The following is a 23,734-nucleotide window of genomic DNA, read 5'->3' as shown; positions in this document are numbered from 1 at the left end:
GAAAAAGCCCGCACTTTGGCGGGCTTTCGCATGGATTGAAGCCCGGCAGACTGGTTAACCGCCAGTGCCCCTGTTGAGGTCGCCCTGGTTCAGATGGCCAAGCTCGGTCGGACCATTATTGCTGCTACTTGCCTTCGAATTCGACCAGGCACGAACAAAGTGACCATTCTGGTCGAAGCTCAGCATCGTCGACACCGTGGTCTGCTGATGCTTGGGAATCGACGAGCCTGTCGTCGGCGTGCTGTCCTGTGCCAAACTGTTGACCTTGGTCACATACTGCAATTGCTGCGTGCCGTCGGGCAGTTTTGTTGCTTGAAACGGTTGACCCAATGCAGCTTCGGCTTCGGCGACAGTCGTCACACCTGGCTTGAATGATTCGATCGCCGACGTACTGGAACTGCCCCCCGTTGTTGCGCAACCTGCCAAAACAAGCATTGCTAGTGCTGCTGCAAAACCCCTCGCCATTGCCCTTCTCCTAAGTACGTCCTGAAAAACGGAACAACACTGAAAACATGCCTAGGCATGTTTTCAGGACTAAACAAATGGAGCGCGTGCCTTAAGTCACGTCGCAAACTCAGGCTTCCGCTCCCGATAAAAGCACCATGTGTGGGGGTGGTCAAGAAACGGTGAAGACGTAAAAAAATGCACCCGTATTCAGGCGTGCTACGCTGCAAAAAGTCACGTCAAGGCACGAATTTTGCTTCGCATTTGGGGTTGCCTGTTTATGCCAAGTGGCGTTCCATGGGGCCGGGACGTTTTTGGATGGCCAGCGAACATAGCTCTGAATTTTTGAATTTCACATACCGTACACAACCATTAACCGGTGATAGGAGTCAGCAGGCTGCATAGGTCCGCATGAGCCGAATACTTCCCCTTCCCGTGCAAACCCAAAGCGGCTCCCATGACGTGGAGTGGCTTGGGCGCCTTATCGAGGCGACCACGCCGGAAGAAGCCAGCGCGCTCATCGAAATACTGCTCGAAGCCCAATACGGGTGCACGCGGGCCCAGGTTTTCTGGCTCAACCCGCGCGGTCGAACCGATCGACTCCCGGAAGATCCGGCCATCCTAAGCCTATCCAAAGCGGCGCTTGCCGCAACGGACGGTAAGCTCGCATCCGCGGATGGTCAAAAGCTGGCCATGTCGCTTTTGGTGCAAGAGCAAGTGGTGCTTGTTATCAGCGTCACGGCGGACACGTCCGCACGAGCGATCCTGACCAATCTGGACGCTTTCTTGCAGCTGGCGGCACGTCAACTAGGTCATGCATTGAAACTGGCCAAGCTTTACGCCTCGCACAGCCAGCTGGAACATTCGGAAAACCTGCAACGCGCCCTCTTTGCCATTTCCGATCTGGCCGGCTCGAGTCTGGACATGCCGGACATGCTATGCGAAATCCATCGCATCGTCGGCGGATTGATGTACGCCGAAAACTTCTTCATCGTCCGTTATTACCCCGAGCGTGAAACACTTCGCTTTCTCTACTACGCCGACATCAATGACGAAGATCAACCAGATACCACGCATGAGATGCGTCTGGAAGAACGCAGAAATACCCTGACCTGGTATCTGCTGACACGCGGTATGCCATTGATGGGCAGCAATGAACAGCTGCTCGAACAGATCCAATACGGTCCACTTAGAATTTCCGGTCCTGACAGCGAAGATTGGCTGGGCGTGCCGATGCTGCATCACGGCGTCGTGCACGGCGCGTTGGTCGTGCAGAGTTACGGCAACCACAAACTGTATACGCGCGACGATCTTTCACTACTTGAATTTGTCGGCAACCACATTCTTACCGCACTGGAACGCAAGGAGAGCAAGGACGAGCTGGAACGCCGCGTACGGCAACGCACCGAAGAGCTCGACCGGGTAAACCTGGGATTGCGCCAAGAGGTACGCGAGCGCCTTCGCGCCGAACGATTGCAGGAAGCCTTGTTCAAGGTCGCACAGCTGGCGACCGCGGATATCGACGAGAAATCGTTCTATGAGCGCGTCCACGATGTCGTGGGCGGCTTGCTGGACGCGCGAAACTTTTTCATCGCGCTACTAAGCGATGACCACGCGAATCTGGAATTCCCCTACTACATCGACGCCGGCGAACATCGCAGACACACGCGGCCGGTCGGTCGCGGCCTCAGCGAATATGTCATGCGACGCGGCCAGGCATGGTCGGGTACGAGCGAGGACATTATTACGCTTGCCCAAACGGGAGAGGTTGTGCCACACCACATCGGCCAACCTTCCACCAGCTGGCTGGGCGTTCCTCTCAAAGTGGACGACGATGTAATCGGCCTGGTTGTCGTTCAAACCTATGACAAAGATGCTCGCTACAGCGTTTCCGATCAGGAGCTACTGAGTTTCGTTGCGTTGCAGATTGCCAACAGTATTTATCGCCGACGCTCGGCAGCTGCGCTGCATCAGGCGAACGTGCGACTGGAACACCGTGTCGAAGAACGCACACGCGAACTGCGTGCTGAAATCGCACGCCGCGAGCAGATGCAACAGCAGTTGCATCATCAAGTGATGCACGACCCGCTGACGGGTTTGCCCAATCGCGGCTGTCTGCGCGAGCGCCTCGACAGCATCCTCAATCGGATTCAACACGAACGCAATCGCCGCTGCGCGCTCCTGTATCTGGACATCGACCGCTTCAAGGTCATCAACGACAGCCTCGGGCATCTTGCCGGCGATGAATTTCTCAAAGCCATCGCCATGCGTCTGATGACTCACGTGCGCGAGCCGGATATGGTCGCGCGACTATCCGGCGACGAATTCGCCATTCTGCTCGAAGACATCGAAGTGACCGCCACGGCCACGGCGATCGCCGATCGCGTGCTGCAGGCCGTGGCGATACCGCTGCGCATTGCCGGCAAGGAACTGGAGCCCTCCGTAAGCGTGGGCATCGCATGCGGCGATGCAACCTATCTCGACGCAGACGAATTGATCCGGGATGCGGACCTTGCGCTCTATCAAGCCAAACAATTGGGCCGCAAACGTTTTGTGGTGTTCGACGAAGCCTTGGCCAAGGACATGGTGGACGTGCTCGCCATGGAAAGCGAACTTCGCAAGGCGTTGCGGCAGAACGAGTTCGAACCGTATTTCCAGCCCATCTGTCGGCTCAATGACGGCAAAGTGATGGGTTACGAAGCCTTGATTCGCTGGAACCACCCGCAGCGCGGACTTCTGAAACCGCACGATTTCGTAAAGATTGCCCAGGACAGCGGCCTCATCGAAACCATCGATTGGCGTCTGTTCGAACTGGGTTGCCGCCTGCTTGCGCAAATAGCTCCACGCGATCCGTTTATTACCTTCAACGTCTCTGCCCTGCATCTGCGTCACATCGATTTCGATGTCCGCGTTCTGAAGATGCTTGAACGCGCGGGTCTCGATCCTTCGCGGCTTATTACAGAAGTAACTGAAGGCGCATTGCTGGACAACCCGGAGAGCGTACGCGCCACGCTGGAACGTTTGCGAAGCGCGGGCGTCGGCGCCGCGCTGGATGACTTTGGTACGGGTTATTCCTCGCTGAGTTATCTGCACTCACTCCCCTTGCGCATGCTGAAGATCGATCGTGCTTTCGTGCAGGAGCTGGACAAACCCGGCAGCAGCAACAGCACCACGGTGGTTGCCGCGATCCTTGCACTGGCACACGCGCTCAATATCCAGGTGATTGCGGAAGGGATTGAAACCCAGGCGCAACGCCACGCGCTGTTGAGCATGGGTTGCGAAATGGGACAGGGTTATTTGCTCGGCCATCCGATGCCGCTGCAGCATTGGGTCGGTCCTCAAACGACGAACGAATAGTTCTCGTTTTCCACAGCCCATCAATGCTGTGAGATAGACCCTGGAGCCTAGCTAAAAGCTGCCAGGCCCCTCGCATTTTTTGCTCGTCATTCCCGCTTTCGCGGGAATGACGGCAGAAATGCTCATGCGCACATACGGACAACGGCCACTCGCAATGGAATGGCCGCTGTCTGAAACAAATGGGTTATTCAGATCGAAGCGATCGCCGAAACGCTGCGCAGTCGCTCACACATGCGAAACGTGTTGATGCTTTTCCTTGACCTCGCGCAAAAGCTCTAGCACATGTGCGCGTTGCTCACGCCGCTTCTGTTCCTGCGCAGCCAGCAGTTCCTGTCGACGCGTCATTCTGACCGGCCCGTGCTGCATCGATAATTTCCCACGCGGGCGAACGATGCGAGCGATGTAGTCAGATAACACGCTGAACTGCCATGGAGAATGGGGTGCGCCTGGTGCATTCATACTGGGCCTCCACGCTAGGGTTAACCGCGGCAGGACCACTTCTGCCCGGACATTCAATGTGCGCTAGTGATCGTTAGGCATTCGTAACGCCAGCGCCATGGACGCCGTTACGAAAAGACAATGCCGCGCTACCCTCGTCGCAAGAGAAAACGTTTCCAGCAAGCATTGGCGCCATCTTGCGGGCGCCGTAGACTGGTTACAGAGTAACGAACGAGGTGCGTGTAAAGATGATGCGTATTGTCCCCGGCGACTTCAGCGATCTGCGTATCGTCGCGTTGCTTGACACCCATGTGACAAGCGCTCGCGCGGAAACCGCACCCGGCAGCGCGCATGCGCTGGACCTCACTGGTTTGCAATCGCCCGATGTCCATTTCTGGGCGATCTGGGATGACGACGAACTGCTCGGCGTCGGCGCACTGAAACAGCTCTCGCCCGATGAGGGCGAAGTGAAGTCGATGCACACCTCGCAATCCACACGCCGGCGCGGGGCGGGCAGCGCGATGCTGCGTCACATCATTGAAAGCGCACGAAAAAGTGGCATGACGCGCCTGAGTCTCGAAACCGGCTCATGGGACTACTTCATTCCGGCGCGTACGTTCTATCAACGCCACGGCTTTATCGAATGCCCACCGTTCGGCGATTACGTGGCCGATCCGCATAGCGTTTTCATGACACTCGATCTGACATAGTCGACGACGCCTTTTGCGCTGAATCTCCTGCTCGACGGAGGATGCCCATGAACCGTAGCTTCGATGCCATCGTTGTCGGTGCAGGACAGGCTGGCCCCTCGCTCGCCGGGCGCCTCACCGGTGCCGGCATGAAGGTGGCGATCGTCGAACGCCACTGGTTTGGCGGTACCTGCGTCAATACCGGCTGCATGCCGACGAAGACCTTGGTCGCCAGCGCACGGGTTGCACATCAGGTCCAACGTGCCAGCGAGTACGGCGTGAACGTTCCCGCTGGGGTGACCATCGATTTTCCGCGCGCCATGGCGCGTGCGCACAAGGTGACGGAGGACTCGCGCGGCAATATCGAGCGCTGGTTGGGCGGCATGGCCGGCCTCACCGTGTTGCGCGGTCACGCCCACTTCGAAAGCCCCGATACGCTGCGCGTGAACGATGAAACCATTTCCGCGCCGCGTATCTTTCTCAACGTTGGCGGCCGCGCGGTGGTGCCTGATATGCCGGGCGTCAACGACATCACCTATCTGACCAACACGTCGATCCTGCAACTGGACACCCTTCCCCGCCATCTGGTCGTGATCGGCGGTAGCTATATCGGACTGGAATTTGCGCAGGTGTTTCGCCGCTTCGGTGTCGAAGTCACCGTTGTCGAAAAGCAGTCGCGATTGATTGCACGCGAGGACGAAGACGTATCGCTGGCGATTCGCGAAATATTGGAACTAGAAGGCATCCACGTGCGTACCGACGCAGAATGCATCGCGTTTGCCAAGCATCCGGACGGTGCTGCCGTCAAAGTGGACTGCACGTCGGGTGCACCGGAAATCATCGCCAGTCATGTATTGCTGGCGGTCGGACGACGACCTAACACCGACGATCTCGGGCTGGACAAAGCCGGCGTTCACACAGACAAGCGCGGTAACATCGTTGTCGACGATACACTCGCCACCAACGTGTCCGGTATCTGGGCGATGGGTGATTGCAACGGTCGCGGCGCCTTCACTCACACGGCCTACAACGACTACGAAATCATCGCCGCCAATCTGCTCGACAAAGACAACCGCCGCGTTTCCTCGCGGATTGTGGGTTATGCGCTTTTTATCGACCCGCCGTTGGGTCGCGTCGGGCTAACCGAAACCCAGGCACGCGCAAGCGGCAAGCGGTTGCTGATTTCCAAGCGCCCGATGACGCGCGTCGGCCGCGCCGTCGAACGCGGCGAAACGAAAGGCTTTATGAAAATCGTTGCCGACGCCGAAACGCATCGCATGCTCGGCGCCGCCATTCTCGGCATCAGCGCAGACGAAGCTATCCATGGCGTCCTCGATCTGATGAATGCCGATCAGCCTTACGAGACATTGAAGTGGGCCGTGCCAATTCACCCGACCGTCTCCGAATTGCTACCGACGCTAGTGGGCGATCTGCAGCCGATTTGATCGCAACGCAACCTTATTGAGCTGTCCACGACTTGCGACAATGCGACATTGCCTCCCTCTCCCCTAAGGGGAGAGGGGCAAACGAAAGATCACTAATGACCGTTGCCGACGTAATCCACGCGCCAGATGGAATTGGATCCATCATCGGTCACCAGCAGCGAACCATCCGGCGCAGCCGTCACGCTGACGGGCCGGCCCCACACGCGTCCGTCGGGTAGCACGAAGCCGGTAAGGAAGTCTTCGTATTCACCACCTGCCTTGCCAGTGTGATGACGTGGCACGCGAATGACTTCATAGCCCACACGCGTTGCCTTGTTCCATGAACCGTGCTCGGCCGCAAACAGGTCGCCGCGATAGTCGCTTGGGAATCGATCGGCTTCATAGAACGTAATCTGCAGCGAAGCGTTATGCGGCTGCAGAATCACATCCGGCGTGATGACCTTGTCCTTCAATTCCGGATGCTTGCCTTCATGCCGCGGATCCTGATGACCGCCCATGTACCACCACGGCCAGCCGTAAAAGCCACCTTCGCGCACCGACGTGATGTAGTCGGGCACCAGGTTGTCACCCAAACCGTCGCGCTCGTTCACCGTCGTCCACAGCTGGCCGCTCTTTGGATCGATCGCGATGCCAGACGGGTTGCGAATACCCGATGCATAGATACGCATATTCGAGCCATCCGGGTTGAAGGCAAGAATATTGGCGCGATCTTTTTCAGCTGGCGTGGTGTCCGGATCATCCACATTCGAACCCGAGCCGACCGCAACATACATGGTTTTGTTGTCCAGCGAGAACGCAACATCGCGCGTCCAATGTCCGGGCCCATGTGGAAGATCGACGATGTGTTGCGCTGGTCCGCGCGCCTGCAAATCGCCGCTGTGATACGGGAAGCGCACGACAGCATTCGTATCACCGATGTAAACCCATTGCGGATTCGGGCCCAGCGGATAGAACGCGATGCCATAAGGGTGATCCAGATGCTTGGCAAACACCGTCGTCTGTTTCGGTTTGCCATCTGCCGTCATGCCGCGAAAGACGCGAATTTGCCCGTTGCCGCTTTCAGCAAGAAAGATATCGCCGTTCGGTGCAACGCGAATCACGCGCGGCGTGTCGAACCCGTCCGCATAAAGATTCACTTTGAATCCCGGCGGAGCTTTGGGCAGCGCGCCGTCGGGTCGCGCCACCAATGTCGGCGCATTGCCTGCGGAACTGGTGGCATAAGGTGCAGGTAGATCGGCGAGCGTGATCTTGCGCGATTTGCCGGGCTCTTCGTATCGGAAGTCGGTAAACGGCGCTTGCGGAGGCGGCGTTGTAATCGGCGATGTTACAGCCGGACTCTGTGCGACTTGCGCAGGCTTTGCGGTTGGCAACGCCTTCAGATACGAAACGATCTGCCAGCGTTGCTGTTCGGGTAGCGCTGCCCACGACGGCATGCCGTTGGCAACGTCACCTTTCGTGATGAACCAGAACAATGCACCCTCGGTAGCATGCTGGGCGTCGCCGTGCGATAGCGATGGAATATTGCCCGAACCCTGTCCGCTGACACCGTGGCAACTTGCGCAATGCGCCGCATACAACGCACTCCCTGCGTCAACGGCCGATGCCTGACCGGTGTAGGGATTGGTCACTGACGATGCGTTGGCAGGCGCACCGTGAAATGCCGAGTTATCTGCCGCGCTGCACGTCACAAAGGTGAGCAACCCGAACGCACAAACGGTGGCGATGGAAAGGCGTGATGAGGGGAACAACACAAACGATTGGGCGGCCAAGATCTGTCTCCACTCGTGTGATATTTGTATCGGGTAAATGTCGTCTGTGACGCGGTGAGCGCCGAACCGCGTTCGCCATATCTTTCAGAATGGTTCGCGCCCGAGGGGTATTAAACTCGAGGGGATTAAATCTGTATACCGTTACAGATTCAGGCGATGTGAAACAGGGCCGAAAACCCAGCATGCATTGTCCAATAACCGCTCGGTGGGTGGCGACACAAAGCTGCGAAATCGTTGCCCGATCGTCTGGCTCGGGGGGCCATCGACAGCCAGGTGTTTTCGCCGTAACAAAAGGCGCACCTAGTCGTCATCCCGGATGGACGGCCAAACCGATGCAGGATTTGTAGCGAAGAATCAGAACGACGGCAACGTACGCGACTTTCTAACCGGTGGCGGCTCGGGCCTGTTGTCGGTCACCGAGACGCTGAACACCGCGAGCGCGAAGCCGATAAGGGCCAGTGCCAGGCCGCACGGAATTTCCTGCAGCAACCGGATCAGCTTCGCCGCGCCAAACCACGAATGCGGATTCGTCGCAAACGTACATGCTCCCGGGCAGACTTCATTTACCCAGGAGAACAAAGTCGGTTGATTCGACCAATCGCCGGTCTGCAACCAGCGAAGTGTTTGGAACCCCAGCCAGATAATGGCCACAACGTTCAGGGACACGCCAACGAGCCAAAGAACCCACCCCAACGCGCCCCGCGTCGCATGTTCAAGCCGCCCCTTTGCCATGCCGCACCTCCAGAGCCCCGCACGTACGTCCAAGCAGAACTCGCCGTCCAAAAGTCTCTGCACAGTCCATGCCTAACGGCAGGACGCTTGCCGCCTGTACGACTTATCGGCCGATTGGTGCGAAGCTTGAAGGAATTTGGTGTCGAGGCGGCGCAACGACCTGACTGACTGATGTGACGAGGAACGTCAGGTTGCGGCGCCAGTGACAATGGCGGGCCACCAGTACCGCGTGGCGAAAAAATAGGTCGCGACAACCAAAAGGCAGATGGCTACGCCCATGACCGCTGCACCGCTTAGCTTGGCGGCGGCACCCGCCTGCTCCGAACGTCCCCGCAGGTATGCCTCTGCAACGAGCAAATTGGGGATGTAGAAAAAGAATGCCATCACGACGTCGAACGGTCCGTGAAAGTTATGTGTATGGCCAAGCTTGTGCGTCATCAAAAACCAGAAGCCGTATTCCATACGATACAGCCACGAACCAATCGCCAACGCGAACAGACGGATGGCCCATTTGCGGTGCGTATCGAGTTCCCGACGCCGGGCATACCGATACGTCTGAGCGGCGCAAAGCACCATCAACACGCCGTAAAGCCCGAAACCGACGTTCATTGCCAAACCACCGATCGTGCCAGTGACGGCGATAAAGGTGAGACCACCCACGCCTGCGAACGCAGCAGCCGTAACATAAATGCGCCCCAGCCAGCGATGTACAGCAGGCGCGCGTTGCCGAATCACATTCAGCAACTGCATGAAGCCGAGCGCCAGAATCACACCGCCCGCGGCAAAGTGCAGGCCGATGCCAACCGTCGAAGCCGTGCTCGACGCGGTATACAGACCCGGCAGCACACCGTTCCATCGCGACGCCGTGCCCGAAACCAAGGCGCCCGCGTAGAAAATCAGGATGTACAGGCCAAACATCCCGCAGCTGATCCACGTAATCGCTGCAAGGGCGCGGCTGCTAAAACGGAAGAGGCGTGAAGGAAGCGTCTCTTCCCCCAACGGTCGCTTCTGCCCATCGAATACCAACGCCTGAGCGTCCGTCATAACTCTCCTACCCCGTTTTACTGCCGCCAACCATGGCATAACGGCACTTAGCGAGTGTTCCATTATTCCAGCTGAATGGCGCCATCAAATTAGACGTCTAAATGCCAACGTTTTCCGAGAAATCGCGAACCCACTTAGGCAACTAGCCTTGCATCGACAATTAATGTTGCAGCTGAAACCGAGAGGCGAAACATTAAAACAGATAGCTCCCCCAAGCGATACCGCGTTCGCGGAGCAATCAAGGCGCTTTTTGCCCAAGCGTCTACGCGCCTTCCACGTATGAGCTCCCATAGTGGAGACCCAGAGCGGACCGCTACTTTGAAAAAATTCTACCTACCCTATTCCGCCAGCGAATCTTCCGATTGGTCTCTCTACGCCAATGGGAAGGCGTTTACGTTCCATTCTCGCCGGGAAGCCCTAGCCTTTGCGACAGATCAATGCCGCAAAGCCATCGCAGCGGGCGAGAAATCCGCAATGATCAGCATTGAAGGCCTCGACGGCCAATGGCGCTCCTTCGATAGCAGCCTGTCGCCCATACTGAACGAGCCGATTCTGCGCACTCAGCCGCAGCACTGATCCGCAAAAGCCGTCCTTTTGTGCAGATCAGGTGAAACTTTGCGCGTTAGCTACATACGCTCCACTGGCATCACGCGACGACGCGTGCGCTCACGCAACGAGCACTCGCGCAACTCATCGGCAATACGCTCGAGATCGGGAATACCGTAAAGAACGACTGACGGCATATCTTCGTCCGACGAATCCAAATGCACTTCGCACAGACCAAGCACCTTCATGCCGAACGGTTTCACGACATCAAAATGATCCACGCGGAACAGTTCAAGATTGTTCTGCACCTTGGAAAACAGCCCACGCTCGATACGAATGCGCTGGCTGGTAATGACGTAAGTTGTCGCGAGAGAACGTATCCAGTAAACAAGCAGCGCAATGCCAATCGTGATGACGACGAAGAAGTACTGACTAAAGGTGTAGATCACCTTCGGGTGTCCCGAAAACAAAGTCCGCTCCGCCACCACTTCCCGCGATGCTACATATGCATCCAGATCCGTCCCGCAATAACGGCACTTATGCGCCGCCGCCTGGATCATCTCCGCACACGCCGGACACGCCTTCATGTTTGCTGCCATAACGTTCCTTTAGCCCAAGGGTGAAGCCAAGTTTATCGAAGATTGGCCGAACCGACGTTGAAGCCCCGGCACACAAACATCTAGAGCGCGCTCATTCTGTCAGGCGCGAATGTTTCAGCGCGTTGGCAAATGCCTACTCGAACGATGAGTTTCATCAGATCGACATGGTAGACCTCACCAAAGCTCGAACCGAGCGTGGAAATTTTGTGACGATGCGGAGCGCATCGCAGATGCGTGCGATTTATCTCCTGGCGATGTAACCGGGAAGCGATTTCATCGAAGTAACTAAAGGCCGATGCGCACGGTCGTTGGGAGCAACCAGTCGCGGCAACGTTCGTTGCCGTAATCGCCTACGCTCAAATTGAGGAAGAACCATGAAAAAGGCAATCTATGGATCGGCGCTGCTTGCGCTGATGGTGGCCGGTGTTGTCCACGCGCAGACCGGCTTTGGCTGGAACGATGGCGATTTCATCGTTACTTCATCGAACACCGCCAGCAATGAGTTGCTCGTCTACAACACGCACGGAACGTTGATTGAGCAAGTCAAAACCGGCGGCGCTGGTGGCGTTACCGGCAATGCTGGTGGTATCGCACAGAACCACGACCTGCTCGCGGTCGTCAATTTCGGATCGGATAACGTTTCGGTCTTTCAAAAAAGCGGCGATCGGGTTCCGCTGCAACTGGAAAAGACCGTGCCGTCCATCACCAACCCGGTCAGCGTCGCTTTCGGTCGCAACCATCTTTACATTCTTACCGCCACCCGCATCGAATCGCATCTCATTGACCGGCACGGTGTAAGCGCCAACCCCGACGGTGAGGCGCCACTGCTTATCGCCGATGGCTCAGCCGCCCAGGTCGGTGTCTTGAACGGACAACTGATCATCACAGAAAAGAGCAACACTATTGAAACAGTCGATTTGAACAACCAGGGCGCTGTCTCCGGATCGTCCAAATTGGTGGCCAATATTCCAGCCAACGTCAACGCACCATTTGGCCTTGCTACACGTGGTAACGACGCGTACGTGACCATCGCCCATGCCAATGAGATCAGCCTTGTACGTAACGATTCGGTATTGACCGTCACGGGCTCCGGTACGCAAATGGCACCCTGCTGGGTCACGCTCGATGGGCCGTTCCTTTTCTCGGCCAATTCACCTAGCCAGTCTGTATCGCGTTATGCCGTCTACGGTCAGAAAATTATCCAGGATGCCGCAGTGGTTGCCACATTTAGCGGCAATCCTACGGACATCACCTACCGTGACAGCCTCGCCGCCGTTGTTGACGCCAATGGCTCGGTTTCACACGTGTCGATTTTCGACGTGGATGGGGACGGTAACTTCAATCTGAAGAGTAGCGTCACCATCAACAACGCTGCCACCAACGGTATCGCGATTGTGCGAAGCGACGACGGCTTCAACTACTAAATGCCTTCATGCCTGTGCTGAGGAGTGGCGGCACTCCTCAGTGCGGCATATTAGCAAGGGAGGAAAAAAGACGAAGTGCTTTTCTATCCAAAAAGCACCCCGACTCTTTTCGTCAGCGCTTCATTTTCTCGTTCGCATGCCTTCGACTACGTTGGGTGTAACGGACTGTTTGCGTGCACGTAACGCATCTTGTCGCATAACTTGTTGCTGCTCGCTCTTGCCGATGGTCCCTTAAGCTCTATCGAGCTGCGGGAGATGCGCGCAACGCGGGTGAAGTAGCGCGTGCTCGATAAAGTCGAGAGAGAAGTGTTTCCCTGCGCGTTATCGGAAGCTTAGGCAACCATTGTTCGCAGCCAAACCCAGGGAACCTGTCGCTGGGGTCGATAAATCCATCTTCATCTGTGCGGACGTGAGCAATGCGTCGTACCGGGCCCCGTTGGCAGCGTTGTTGCTTTCTCGACGCGCGCGTTGGTGATGCGATGCCGTACGCGTTAGGGGGTCAAGGATTGGGGGTAACGGGTGTCGTGCGCCGTTTCGAAATCAACCTCAGGAGAGCCGAAATGAAAATTCTGTTGGTTCTGACCTCCCACGATACGCTGGGTAGTACCGGTCGAAAAACGGGGTTCTGGTTGGAGGAGTTTGCAGCTCCCTATTACGTCTTTACCGATGCGGGCGTGCAGGTAACGGTGGCCTCGCCCAAGGGCGGACAGCCGCCGATTGATCCCAAAAGCGACGATCCCGACAACCAAACGCCGGCCCAGATTCGATTCAAAGCCGACAAGAAAGCCCAGGAAGTGCTGGCACATACCCATCGTCTCAGCACCGTATCGGCAGCTGACTACGATACCGTGTACTACTCCGGCGGCCACGGACCGATGTGGGATCTTGCAGAGGACCCTGTCTCGATCAAATTGATCGAAGATTTCTACAATAGTGGCAAGCCCGTCGCCGCTGTTTGCCATGCGCCTGGCGTGCTTCGCCATGTGAAGTACAAAGGCGAACCTCTCGTCAAAGGAAAACGGGTTACAGGGTTCACCAATTCTGAAGAGGAAGCCGTAGGGCTGACGAAAGTTGTTCCATTTCTGGTCGAGGACGAACTCAAGCGTCTGGGTGGCATCTTTGAAAAAGTCGCCGATTGGCAGAGTTTTGCCATCGTAGATGGTCGTCTGATTACTGGGCAGAATCCTGCGTCGTCGACGGAGTCGGCCAAGGCATTGATGAGTGTGATGAATGCAAACAAAGCCGCGGCGTAAACGCGAGTGAATCGTTAGAGTGCGAAAACGGGACGGAGGTAGTGAAGCGACATCAACTACCTCCGTCCCGTTTTCTTAAGCGCTCAACCAAGCTGCTGCTTCGATTTCGATCAAGAATTCAGGCCGAAATAATGCTGAGACCTGGACAAGGGTGCTTGCTGGAGGGTTTTTGACATCGGCGATATGTCGATCCCTCACCTCTCGTAGAGTCGGAAGGTGCGCGACATCGGTGACGAATATCGTGAATTTGATGATGTCCTTCAACGCCCCGCCGCGCGATTCAATGGCCGCGCGTAGATTGCGAAACACCTGATCGGCCTGGAGTGCGAAATTCCCGGCGCCGACCAACGATCCCGCTTTGTCCAAGGCCACCTGGCCCGCCACGAACACGAGCTTCCCGCCCGTGACTTCGACAACTTGGCTATACCCCGGTGGCGGGAAGAGCGTGTCGGGATTGCTGAATACTGGTTCGGACATGGCAGTAGCTCCTTTCAAGGTTCGCGCAGCTTGCACCCGATGTGGTGATCGGACAATCTATTCAATGTTGAACAAGGTGTCCGAAAATGCGAACACGACTGCGCGCCGAAACCGATCTGGACCTGTTTATCGCGATCGCCAAAGAGGGAGGGCTAAGACGCGCCGCGTCTAAGTGCAACGTGCCTGTTTCACGGATGAGTGACCGCCTTCGAGTCCTTGAAGAACAGATGCAGGTAAGACTGTTTCACCGCACGACACGCAGCATGGCGCTCACCGAGGCAGGTTTGGCACTACTTACGCATGTGGAGCCAGCGCTTGCTGCACTAGATGCTGCTTTGGAAGTCGCCACCGCCGGAGATAGCGAACCATCTGGCGTACTGAAGATCAACGCAGCACCTCCTGCGGCCGAGTTGATCCTGGCCCCTCATCTTCCCGGCTTTCTGGCGCGATACCCGCGCATCGATGTTCAGCTCACCGTCGAGGATGCATTGATCGACATCGTGCGCGCTGGATTCGATCTCGGCATTCGTTACGCTGAAAACCTATCGGCCGATATGATCGGTGTGCCCGTCGGCGGTAAACAGCGATATGTTCTCGTAGCAGCGCCATCGCTGCTCGACAAAACAGGAATGCCATCGCGTATTGCGGATTTGTCTCGTGTTCCTGCCATTCGTCACCGTTTCCCGAGCGGAACGCTTCTTCCGTGGGAATTTTCACGGAAAGGCAAACTGATCAGGATCGAGCCAAACAATCGCCTCGTCACAGACAATCAACGCGTGGCTGTCTCCGCGGCGCTACGCGGCACGGGGTATCTTCTGATCTTCGAAGAGTATGTGTCGCGATGGATCAACGACGGAACGCTGGTTTCGTTAATGCGCGATTGGCTGCCTGCATTTAATGGCCCGGTCATTTACTACTACTCGCGAAAGCATGTACCGCTCCCGATGCGAGTATTCATTGACTATATGAAATCCGCCGCACCTGCTTGACGGTGTTACGACGGGCATCCTTCATGGATCTGAAACAGCAGCCCGTTTCTTCAAATTTGATCGTGCCTAATCGTCAAGCCACGCCTCCGAAGACCCTTGGCATTCAAGAGTCCCGACATTTTGACGATACCTATTACAGGGCGCTTATCGAGACACGCGATTCAAAGGGGGAGTTATGACGACATCGCCATTCATTGCCGAGCCGTCTGACGACAGCCTTCCCAACAATGTCGTGCCATTTCCCTTTCCCAGACGCAACACACGTGGGATGGACGCGCAGTTTTCACGATCATGGGGCGTGGCAACGACTCTTCTGGAAAGAAACGCTGTTGATTTCGAGCCCCAGGATCAACGTCTGGCCAGGCGTTTGGAACGTGTTTTATGGGCGCTTCTCTATCATGCCCTGCACGAATCGGGTGAGCTCCAGGGGTCGAAGTCGCAGTCCATTGAAAGACGCGTTAGTCGGTTGCTCTCTCCAGGCCGGTTACAAGCGATCGCCCGGGCGGCAATCGCACTCCATATGACTGCAGACCTCGCGCGCCTTGCAGCGGCGGTGGTGGTGTTCGAACTCCAAGCGCAATCCCGGCTGTGGTGCAAGGTGATGCGCCTGTTTGTGGTGGAACGACGGCAAGCCAGGGAAGACACGCTCTCGATAGCGCAAATGCTCGCCTCGGATTTGGAGGCTTTAAAAATCCGCCCTATCGATCAACTTGCCAAATCGCTTGCGGCTACCAGGTGCGATTGACTGAGACTTCGTGTTCTACGGACTCTTTTCGTTTGGAGAGCGAGGCGCCGTTTTGACATAAAGAACGAATCGGGTCGCGCAGGTCATTCGCTCACTCTCCAGCTTTTGCGCGAAGCAACCTAATTGGCTACCTCCGAAAAGTAAAATTTGGCCTCCGACTTCCGTTGCTGAAGCCCATACACTGACGATCATCATCGCAGGGGGTGGAAGGATGCGCATCGCAAGCGTGGGGCATGCAGTCTTTGCGGCGACCATGATCGCACTGGGTATCCAATGTTTGATCACCGGTCATTTTGCGGCGCTCTGGCAACCGCTGGATCTGAGCGTTCCCAGTAGCGAGGTACTACCTTATCTGTGCGCACTCATCTCGCTGGCATGCGGCGTAGGTTTGCTGTGGCAACGGGCCGACGCCGCGCTGGCGCTGCTTGCGTATTTTCTGGCGTGGCTGCTGTTATTCAGAGCCCCCATCCTGTTTGCCGCTATTACCACAGCCGGTCCCTGGTACGGCTGTGCCGAGTGCGGCGTCTATATAGCGGCCTCCTGGGTGTTGTTCACTTGGTTTGCAACGAACTGGAAAATACCGCCTTATCTCCGTTTCGTTAGCGGCGACAACGGTGCGCGCATTGCGAGAGCGCTCTACGCGTTGGCCATGATTTTCTTCGGCCTGGGGCACTTCATCTATTTCAAAGAGACCGTAGCCCTGGTGCCTGCGTGGCTCCCTTGGCATGCAGCGTGGGCCGCTTTCACGGGCGGCGCGTACATCGCCGCTGGCATCGCGATGCTCATAGGCGCATATGCACGATTGGCCGCGACACTCTCGGTGTGGGAGATGGGCGCGCTCACGCTGCTCGTATGGGTCCCTATCGTGACGACGGGCGCGAACGCCTTCCAATGGAGCGAGTGCGTTGACTCGTGGACGTTGACGGCAAGCGGCTGGGTCGTCGCGAATTCTTATCGCGGCACACTTTGGTTCGCTGTCGGCAAGCGTTGATCCCGTTGCCCAAAGGGTGCGAGCCGTGAGAAGGATGGCTGCCTCCGGCGTCGGTAAGAGGGGCACCTTCAGTGCAAGCCAAACCTGGGTATTCATCTGCTGACACGCCTAAAGAGCGCTCCCGCAGCCCTTCTAGGAGTGCCCCACCACGCAAAATGTGACGTACATCACATTTTGCGTGGTACCCTCCCCGGCGACAAGCCATGGGACGTCTGGGCCGGTAACGACGGGTCTTTTGTCCGGTGGACAAGGATTCCCTGCAAGGGAGTGCTGACCCTCGTGCGATTTCGCTCGGAAGCGGCCATGACTCCTTTGATCGTCGGCGTCACCAGCCATCGTTATATTGCCGCGTCCGAGATCGAGCCGGTTCGTGAGCGTGTTCGCGATTTCTTTTCCCTCCTCAAGCACGAATGCCCCACGCTCCCGATAGTGGCGTTGTCTGCGCTGGCTGAAGGCGGCGATCAGCTGTTTGCCATTGAAGCGCTAGCAGCGGGTGCACAGTTGGTTGTACCGCTGCCACTACCGATGGATTTATATCTGGATGACTTTACCGATCCGACGGTGCGCTACCAATTCGAAGTGCTGCGCGATCGGGCTGAGATCATTCGGTTGCCACTGTTGAAAGGCCACTCACGCGTCGATATCGCATCGCATGGCCGGGAACGCGACCGCCAGTACGCAAAAGCCGGTGTATTTATCGCCAGTCACTGTCATGTCTTGTTGACCATGTGGGATGGCAAGGACTCCGGGCGACTAGGCGGCACGGCTCAAATCGTGAAGTATTACCTTAGCGGCGCCCTGCCCGGACTCATCGAGCGGCATCGCGAAGCGCGCCACGTCATCGCCGGCAGCGACGAGCATTTGCTCTATCACATTGTTTGCTCGCGCGAAGGTGCCGATGCCACCGTGGCGCCGGGTTTATCCGCATTGCAAACCATGTGGCGTACCAGCGACGCGCTTTCGTCTGAAAGGGATCCGCCAGAAGAATTCAGGCTGATGTTCAGGCACATGGCGCAGTTCAATGCCGACTGCGACAAATACCGCGACGACATCGCGGTCGCAGCACGCGCGCACCATGACGCTTTATCGGAGACGCCTGACAACGTCGAGCATCTTTTTCGATGCGCCGACTGGTTGGCCATCCATTTTCAAAGGCGTGTGTTGTTGGCGCTGCGTTTGACATACACAATCGCGGCGCTGATGGGTATCGCCTTCGCCTTCTATGCGCACTTGTCTGCGCAGAACAATCTGATCTACCTATTTCTTTTGCTTTTTGCGATCGGAGGTTTCGTCGCCATTGTCGCCGGGCGCCGCGAATGGCATCGGAAGTATCTGGACTACCGTGCATTAGCGGAAGGCTTGCGCATACAGTCGTATTGGCGTCGCGCCGGCATTTCGACAAGCAGCGATCATGAATTCGCACACGACAACTTCTTGCAGAGGCAGAACATCGAGCTTGGATGGATTCGCAACGTCATGCGCACGGTGGGATTGCATCCGCCAGCAAAACCCTTACCCGATGCACTCGCCAAAGTCATTGACGAGTGGGTCGGCGAATCGGGAAGGTCGGGGCAACTTCATTATTTCGAACGCAAAACGATTGAACGCACGGGGCTGCATCACATCACCGAGACCATCGGTTCCATCAGCCTGTGGGGTGGTATCTCGATCAGCATATTTCTCGCCATCTTCGCGCTGCGGCTTCCAGAAGGCACCAAGACGACGCTGGTTCTGATCATGGCCGTGTTATCCATCATGGCCGCCGTCCGCGAGGCTTATGCCTATCGAAAAGCCGACAAAGAATTGATCCGGCAATATCGATTCATGCAGCGCATTTTCAGCAGTGCACGTGCCGCGCTCGACCGCACGAACGAACCTGCCCAACAACGCGACATCCTGCGTTCACTGGGCGACGCAGCACTGACCGAGCATGCGGAGTGGACGTTGATGCACCGCGAACGGCAGGTGGAGCACAGCAAGCTTTAGCGTTGGTATGACTTGGAAAGGTAGGAAGTGCTTTCTGCACTAGCCCCTGTTCCCATGCAAAATCTGTTCAAGGTAGTACACCACCAGCCCACCGAAGCCAAGGGCACACATCTCTTGCGGCGTGCGACCGCCAAACTCGGCAATGGTTTCTGCCCGATACCATCGGCGCACTCGGCCACCATCACGGTCGATCATCAAGGCTAGACGAAGGACATCGCGTCGATGGGACGCTGTTGGCCCGTTGGAGCCGCGGGCAGCATCTGTGGCGCTCCCATCACGTTTCATCTGCACTCGTGCATTACGCATGATCACTACCTTCTTTGCGTTCGTGTTCAAAAAAATAAAGTTCAAGCGCTTCGGCAGCGGCGATGATGCCGGTCAACGTGACACCCATGAGCGCATGGCAAAAAATGAAATCCAACGTCCGATAGCCGAGTGCGGAACAAAATCGCCATAAGCGATCGTCACGGCCACTTTCGGCAGGGCCACGACGCGGGATTTGGAGGATTTGAAGGACAGTGCGAGCGAAGGAAAGAACCGCATAACTCATAGCGTCAGAAGTAAACCTGAAATCGCGCCTAACTCTCGTGACTACCTATCCGCTCCAGAATGCGGCGAAGATGTGCAAGGTCGGTCTTGGAAAGATGCAGGAAGGCTGGCGGCGCATCGTCGCGCACGGTGCGTTGTATCAACTCGACCAGCTGTTTACCCGCTGACGTGAGCGACACCAATTTTGTGCGCCGGTTGTCTGGGTGCGGATTGCGTTCGACCAGGCCACGATTTTCAAGATCGTTCACGGCGACGGTGGTGGCAGGTGCATCGCTGCTGGTGATATCGGCTATCTGCTTTAAGGTCTTGGGTTCATCCAGCAGCCGCCACAGTATGCGTGCGCGACTGAAGGGCAAACCGGAGACTTCGATGACTTTCCGGCGCCACTCGCCACGGGTTTCCCACACCAAGGCCACCATCGTCTGCCAGATGCGGTCGGCTTCGCTGCCGCTGGGCGCGCGGCCAATCAAGCCGTCGCTCCGATCGATGTTTCTTCCAGCAAGTGCGCAGCGTGACGAGTGGTATCGCGCGCCCAGTTCGTGTTGGACAGCCACGCCAGCAATAACACGGTGACGCCTCCACCTGTAATCAGCCACCAGAACGGATGCGAGGCCTCGGCGAAGCCGTTGTGTATGTGCGCGCCCAGGATGGTGCCTGCAAGGGCAACGCCGAGCGATGCGCCAATCTGTCGGCTGGTGGAGGCGACCGCCGCGGCAAGACCGGCCTGCGCCTTGGGCATGCCAGATACGGCGGTGTTGGTAATGGGCGCATTCACCATGCCGAAACCGATGCCAAAGATCACATACGTCAACAACAGGAATGGCAGCGGCGTCGCGGCCGTCAGTTGCGTCATCATCAATGCGCTGACGACGGTGGCTGTACCGGAAGCCAGCAATGAGGGTCGTGTGCCATACGTGCCGACCAATCGCCCGGAGAACGGCGAACAAAGAATCGTTGCCAGTGCCAGCGGCAAGGTACACAAACCGGTTTGGAAGGCAGATAGACCACGCACTTCCTGCAAGTAAAGCGCATTGAGGAACAAGAAACCGGAGAACGCTGAGAAGCTGCACACGGCGATCAATGTCGCGCTGCTGAAGGGCGCACTGCGAAAGAACCGTACGTCGATCAAAGGCTCGTGACGCCGAGGTTCGTAGATAAGCAACGCAATCAGCGCAAGCGCGGCAGCGGTGAACAGGCCGACAATCGTCGTCGAACTCCAGCCGGCATGAGGACCTTCGATCACCGCATACGTCACCGTGGCCAGGATGGTGAACACCAACAATTGTCCGATGGGGTCGACGCGTCGCGGATGGTGTGACTTGGACTCAGGAATGTAGCGCGCGGCCAGCAGCATCGCCACGGCACCGACGGGCAGGTTCACCCAGAAGATCGAGCGCCAGCCGATACTTTCGGTAAGCGCGCCGCCGATCACCGGACCTAGCGCCATGGCGACACCCGCGACCGCACCCCAGATGCCGATGGCACGTGCACGCGCTTTCGGTTCGTGGAACGTATTGGCAATGATCGACATGGCGACTGGATTGAGCATCGTCGCGCCCAGTGCCTGCACAACGCGAAACGCGACCAGACCATGGATATTTGGAGCAAGGCTGCACAGCAGCGAGCCCAGCATAAACAGCGCCATGCCCGACTGGAACACGCGGCGACGCCCGAAGCGGTCGGCCATCGATCCGGCCAGCATCAGCAGGCTTGCCACCACCATGGTGTAGGCATCGATCACCCACTGCAGCCCCGATATCGATGCGGCGAGATCGTGACGGATCGAGGGCAGCGCGACATTGACGATGGTGGCGTCCATCGCAACCATCAGCAGGCTAAGGCAGCAAATACCGAGAATAAGGTTCGGGTGGGTCTTGGCCCGTCCGGCATCGACAATAGTTGTATTCATGCAACTATTGTAAATTAACAACTATCTTCGGTCAATTGGCGCGCGCCTTGGGGCCAGAAAGCTTTTTCGAAGTCACGAAGCGCGGCCCCATTCCTCCGGACTTTGACGCCAAGCGAGTTGGCCATGCCGATCGCCCCATGCCCCTTAAGACATGTTTGACCACGTCGACTCCGATGCGCGTAAGCTTCATGCGTGCCCCTTCACCGTTTGACTGATTCTGGTGACGAGGTATGACTCGGTTAGGAATTGTCTGAAGGCCATTCGTGGCCGCTGGCACTAGAGTTCCGTCGCGCGCAGGCCATTACCGGTTTTGACGCCTGCGGAGTCGACGGTGGTTGTGCGCGCTTCTCGTCCCTCGCCGTCGGCGATGGGGTAGTACCCACCGTTCGAACCCTTTCGGAGTAGCGTCAATGGGATCTCATGACATCATCGCTTGGTTGATCATCGGCGCCGTTGCCGGCTGGCTCGCCGGCAAGCTTGTAAAAGGCAGTGGCTTCGGATTGCTGGTCGATATCATCGTCGGCATCGTCGGCGCTTTTATCGGTGGCTGGCTAGCGGGCGTGCTGGGCATCAGTCTGGGCGTCGGCTGGATCGCATCAATCATCACCGCCACGATTGGCGCAATCATCCTTATATTTATAGTGCGCTTGTTCAAGCGAACCTGAGCAACGGGTCGCGCGCAAGATGTAATGCACGTTGCTGTCCGCATTGGCGGGCAGCAACGTTTCTCCCAGCTCGCACCACGTTTTGACGGCTTCCGCCAGACTGTTGCACCAACCCGTGCGGCGCTCACACACGCACTCTAACTGGTGCCGATCATCGAGACTCCCGAACGTTGGCCACTCGTGTCGAGCGCTACCGTGCGCCGTGTAATGGCGCGGTTCTTTTCTACACGTTGCGCACGCAGCGAAGAGTCCCGGGGCGTGGGTTACCTGTCGTTGGAACATAGGCGAATCAGCGCCTCCGACCGATCACAACGTAGTTTGTAACCGAAGTTATGCTGGCTCCCGGCATGTATCGGTATGGATCACCCTCGATTAGGCTAGGCATTGAACAGTGCCCCTTTTACCGAATGGCTGTACACGGTGTTGCGGCCCGCGAGTTTGGCGGCATAGAGCGCCTGGTCAGCGACGTATAAGAGCGCTTCGGCGTCGGCGAGGAGTTCCCACGACGAAGAGAATGGATCGAGCGTCGCCACGCCGATACTGAGTGTGACCCTGCCGTACTCGCTTTCCGCGTGCGGCATATTCATGTCAGCGGTGGCTTCAAGCACCGACTCGGCAATCTTCAATGCACCGGCAACATCGGTGCCGGGCAGAATGGCCACGAACTCCTCGCCACCGTAACGTCCCACGAAATCGCCATGCCGATGCAGAACGCTCTTGAGTTGCGCCGCTATCGTGCGCAGGCACTCGTCGCCGACCAAATGGCCGTAGCGATCGTTGTAGCGCTTGAAGAAGTCCACATCGACCATCAGCAGCGATAGCGGATGCCAATCGCGCACAGCGCGCCCTACTTCCTCCACCAGCATGCTATCGACGTGACGACGGTTGGCCAGACCCGTCAGATAGTCGTGCATGGCGTAGTGCTCGAGTTGCCGATTTGTCTCGGCTAGCTCCTGCTCCGCACGTTTGCGTTCGGTGATATCCATCAGCGCCGTCGTGATACCGGTCACCTGCCCCATCAAGTTGAGCAGTGGCTTGACCGATACCTGATACACCTTGTTGCGGTAGACGATCTCATGTGCCGGCACGTTGACGCCGGCATCCATGCACTTGAGATCTTTTCGGATGAAATCGCCCGCGCCGGGTTGGAGTTCTTCCATTTTTCGTCCAACCAGTGCTTCGGACGACAGACCATAAATCGATGCGTAAGCGGCATTGGCAGCGAGGTAACGTCCATCGCGTCCTACTAGGCATAGCGCAGCCGGTGCTGTGTCGTAGATCGCCTTCATTCGGTACACGCTTTCGCTCTCCATCGGATCGAAATGCGCCACGGCATGTGCGATGCCGTAGTAACCCTGCAGTTGGCCCTTGTCGTCGTGCATGGGCACAGCGCACGACTCGACCGCAACCGCCGTGCCATCTGGCCGCATGTGGTGCGAGATCGCGCCGGAATACGGCAAACCCGACTTGGAATGAAGCAGACGGGAAACGCGTGCTGCTTCCTCCGGCGTCATAAAGTCGAAGACTTTCTTGCCCAGAACGTCATGATGTTCGCGCCCAAGCAAAACCAGCAGACTCTGCGCGAGGTCGGTATAGCGATAGTGTTTGTCGACCTGCCAGCGCCACTCCGGATGAGTCCGAATCAGGTGCTGCAACCGGTCGAGTGTCTCTTTGGTCTGTGCG

General features: G+C 57.3%; 22 protein-coding genes. 11 read left to right on the top strand and 11 right to left on the bottom strand.

The annotated features are described in order from the left end of the window. Positions 1-54 precede the first annotated feature (54 nt). Complete coding sequence (locus VK725_RS14380) at positions 55-435, bottom strand: hypothetical protein (RefSeq protein WP_325318742.1); 381 nt, start codon at positions 433-435, stop codon at positions 55-57. A gap of 420 nt (positions 436-855) precedes the next feature. Between VK725_RS14380 and VK725_RS14375 the strand changes: the two genes are divergently transcribed. Next, positions 856-3,801 carry a bifunctional diguanylate cyclase/phosphodiesterase gene (locus VK725_RS14375; RefSeq protein ID WP_325318741.1) on the top strand — a complete coding sequence of 982 codons (2,946 nt, stop codon included), beginning with the start codon at positions 856-858 and terminating at the stop codon, positions 3,799-3,801. Positions 3,802-4,026: 225 nt separating this feature from the next. On the opposite strand, the gene VK725_RS14370 is transcribed toward VK725_RS14375, so the two are convergent. Next, positions 4,027-4,260: a hypothetical protein gene (locus tag VK725_RS14370; RefSeq protein ID WP_325318740.1), complete on the bottom strand. Its 234-nt coding sequence runs from the start codon at positions 4,258-4,260 to the stop codon at positions 4,027-4,029. 227 nt (positions 4,261-4,487) lie between these two features. Between VK725_RS14370 and VK725_RS14365 the strand changes: the two genes are divergently transcribed. Together VK725_RS14365 and VK725_RS14360 are read left to right on the top strand one after the other, a co-directional pair. After that, the gene (locus tag VK725_RS14365) at positions 4,488-4,949 is read left to right on the top strand and encodes a GNAT family N-acetyltransferase (protein ID WP_325318739.1); all 462 of its coding nucleotides are present in this window, start codon (positions 4,488-4,490) and stop codon (positions 4,947-4,949) included. Positions 4,950-4,996: 47 nt separating this feature from the next. Continuing rightward, the gene (locus tag VK725_RS14360) at positions 4,997-6,373 is read left to right on the top strand and encodes an FAD-containing oxidoreductase (RefSeq protein ID WP_414648511.1); all 1,377 of its coding nucleotides are present in this window, start codon (positions 4,997-4,999) and stop codon (positions 6,371-6,373) included. A 92-nt stretch (positions 6,374-6,465) separates the two neighbouring features. Here the strand turns inward: VK725_RS14360 and VK725_RS14355 are convergent, their stop codons facing one another. From VK725_RS14355 to VK725_RS14345, 3 genes are all read right to left on the bottom strand, one after another. Beyond that, positions 6,466-8,142: a PQQ-dependent sugar dehydrogenase gene (locus VK725_RS14355; RefSeq protein WP_325318737.1), complete on the bottom strand. Its 1,677-nt coding sequence runs from the start codon at positions 8,140-8,142 to the stop codon at positions 6,466-6,468. Between the two features lie 354 nt (positions 8,143-8,496). Beyond that, positions 8,497-8,808 (bottom strand): hypothetical protein, encoded by a 312-nt coding sequence (locus VK725_RS14350; RefSeq protein ID WP_325318736.1) that lies wholly within the window; start codon positions 8,806-8,808, stop codon positions 8,497-8,499. 252 nt (positions 8,809-9,060) lie between these two features. Beyond that, entirely contained in the window at positions 9,061-9,918 is an 858-nt protein-coding gene (locus VK725_RS14345) for a DUF2306 domain-containing protein (protein WP_325318735.1), read from the bottom strand. A 318-nt stretch (positions 9,919-10,236) separates the two neighbouring features. Here VK725_RS14345 and VK725_RS14340 point away from each other — a divergent pair, with 318 nt between their 5' ends. Then, entirely contained in the window at positions 10,237-10,494 is a 258-nt protein-coding gene (locus VK725_RS14340; protein WP_325318734.1) for a hypothetical protein, read from the top strand. A gap of 50 nt (positions 10,495-10,544) precedes the next feature. On the opposite strand, the gene VK725_RS14335 is transcribed toward VK725_RS14340, so the two are convergent. After that, positions 10,545-11,063 carry a PH domain-containing protein gene (locus tag VK725_RS14335; RefSeq protein WP_325318733.1) on the bottom strand — a complete coding sequence of 173 codons (519 nt, stop codon included), beginning with the start codon at positions 11,061-11,063 and terminating at the stop codon, positions 10,545-10,547. A 374-nt stretch (positions 11,064-11,437) separates the two neighbouring features. Here VK725_RS14335 and VK725_RS14330 point away from each other — a divergent pair, with 374 nt between their 5' ends. Further along, positions 11,438-12,487 (top strand): hypothetical protein, encoded by a 1,050-nt coding sequence (locus VK725_RS14330; RefSeq protein WP_325318732.1) that lies wholly within the window; start codon positions 11,438-11,440, stop codon positions 12,485-12,487. A gap of 560 nt (positions 12,488-13,047) precedes the next feature. Beyond that, complete coding sequence (locus VK725_RS14325; protein ID WP_325318731.1) at positions 13,048-13,740, top strand: type 1 glutamine amidotransferase domain-containing protein; 693 nt, start codon at positions 13,048-13,050, stop codon at positions 13,738-13,740. A 75-nt stretch (positions 13,741-13,815) separates the two neighbouring features. Here VK725_RS14325 and VK725_RS14320 read toward each other — a convergent pair whose 3' ends face one another. Then, complete coding sequence (locus VK725_RS14320) at positions 13,816-14,217, bottom strand: RidA family protein (RefSeq protein ID WP_325318730.1); 402 nt, start codon at positions 14,215-14,217, stop codon at positions 13,816-13,818. A gap of 86 nt (positions 14,218-14,303) precedes the next feature. Between VK725_RS14320 and VK725_RS14315 the strand changes: the two genes are divergently transcribed. The 4 genes from VK725_RS14315 to VK725_RS14300 all read left to right on the top strand — a co-directional run bounded on the left by VK725_RS14315 (position 14,304) and on the right by VK725_RS14300 (position 18,928). After that, positions 14,304-15,206: a LysR family transcriptional regulator gene (locus VK725_RS14315; RefSeq protein ID WP_325318729.1), complete on the top strand. Its 903-nt coding sequence runs from the start codon at positions 14,304-14,306 to the stop codon at positions 15,204-15,206. 175 nt (positions 15,207-15,381) lie between these two features. After that, the gene (locus VK725_RS14310) at positions 15,382-15,951 is read left to right on the top strand and encodes a hypothetical protein (RefSeq protein ID WP_325318728.1); all 570 of its coding nucleotides are present in this window, start codon (positions 15,382-15,384) and stop codon (positions 15,949-15,951) included. A gap of 211 nt (positions 15,952-16,162) precedes the next feature. Next, complete coding sequence (locus VK725_RS14305; protein WP_325318727.1) at positions 16,163-16,942, top strand: hypothetical protein; 780 nt, start codon at positions 16,163-16,165, stop codon at positions 16,940-16,942. Between the two features lie 303 nt (positions 16,943-17,245). Then, on the top strand, positions 17,246-18,928 hold the full coding sequence (locus VK725_RS14300; protein ID WP_325318726.1) for a hypothetical protein: 1,683 nt from the start codon (positions 17,246-17,248) through the stop codon (positions 18,926-18,928). Positions 18,929-19,226: 298 nt separating this feature from the next. Here the strand turns inward: VK725_RS14300 and VK725_RS14295 are convergent, their stop codons facing one another. Genes VK725_RS14295 through VK725_RS14285 form a run of 3 tightly spaced genes read right to left on the bottom strand, consistent with a single transcriptional unit; the run spans position 19,227 to position 21,386 of the window. Further along, complete coding sequence (locus VK725_RS14295) at positions 19,227-19,478, bottom strand: hypothetical protein (RefSeq protein WP_325318725.1); 252 nt, start codon at positions 19,476-19,478, stop codon at positions 19,227-19,229. 28 nt (positions 19,479-19,506) lie between these two features. Further along, entirely contained in the window at positions 19,507-19,947 is a 441-nt protein-coding gene (locus tag VK725_RS14290; RefSeq protein WP_325318724.1) for a MarR family winged helix-turn-helix transcriptional regulator, read from the bottom strand. Then, the gene (locus tag VK725_RS14285; RefSeq protein WP_325318723.1) at positions 19,944-21,386 is read right to left on the bottom strand and encodes an MFS transporter; all 1,443 of its coding nucleotides are present in this window, start codon (positions 21,384-21,386) and stop codon (positions 19,944-19,946) included. Before VK725_RS14285 ends, VK725_RS14290 begins: the two co-directional genes overlap by 4 nt. 410 nt (positions 21,387-21,796) lie before the next feature. Here VK725_RS14285 and VK725_RS14280 point away from each other — a divergent pair, with 410 nt between their 5' ends. Beyond that, the gene (locus VK725_RS14280; protein ID WP_325318722.1) at positions 21,797-22,051 is read left to right on the top strand and encodes a GlsB/YeaQ/YmgE family stress response membrane protein; all 255 of its coding nucleotides are present in this window, start codon (positions 21,797-21,799) and stop codon (positions 22,049-22,051) included. Positions 22,052-22,428: 377 nt separating this feature from the next. Here VK725_RS14280 and VK725_RS14275 read toward each other — a convergent pair. Next, positions 22,429-23,734, bottom strand: a 1,306-nt coding sequence (locus tag VK725_RS14275) for a diguanylate cyclase (protein ID WP_325318721.1), incomplete at its 5' end; no start/stop codon positions are given.

Origin of the sequence: Dyella sp. (genome assembly GCF_035486915.1) — a bacterium.
GTDB lineage: Bacteria > Pseudomonadota > Gammaproteobacteria > Xanthomonadales > Rhodanobacteraceae > Dyella_B.
Note: the sequence above shows the minus strand (reverse complement) of the source record. Positions and strands in the feature narration are given on the sequence as shown.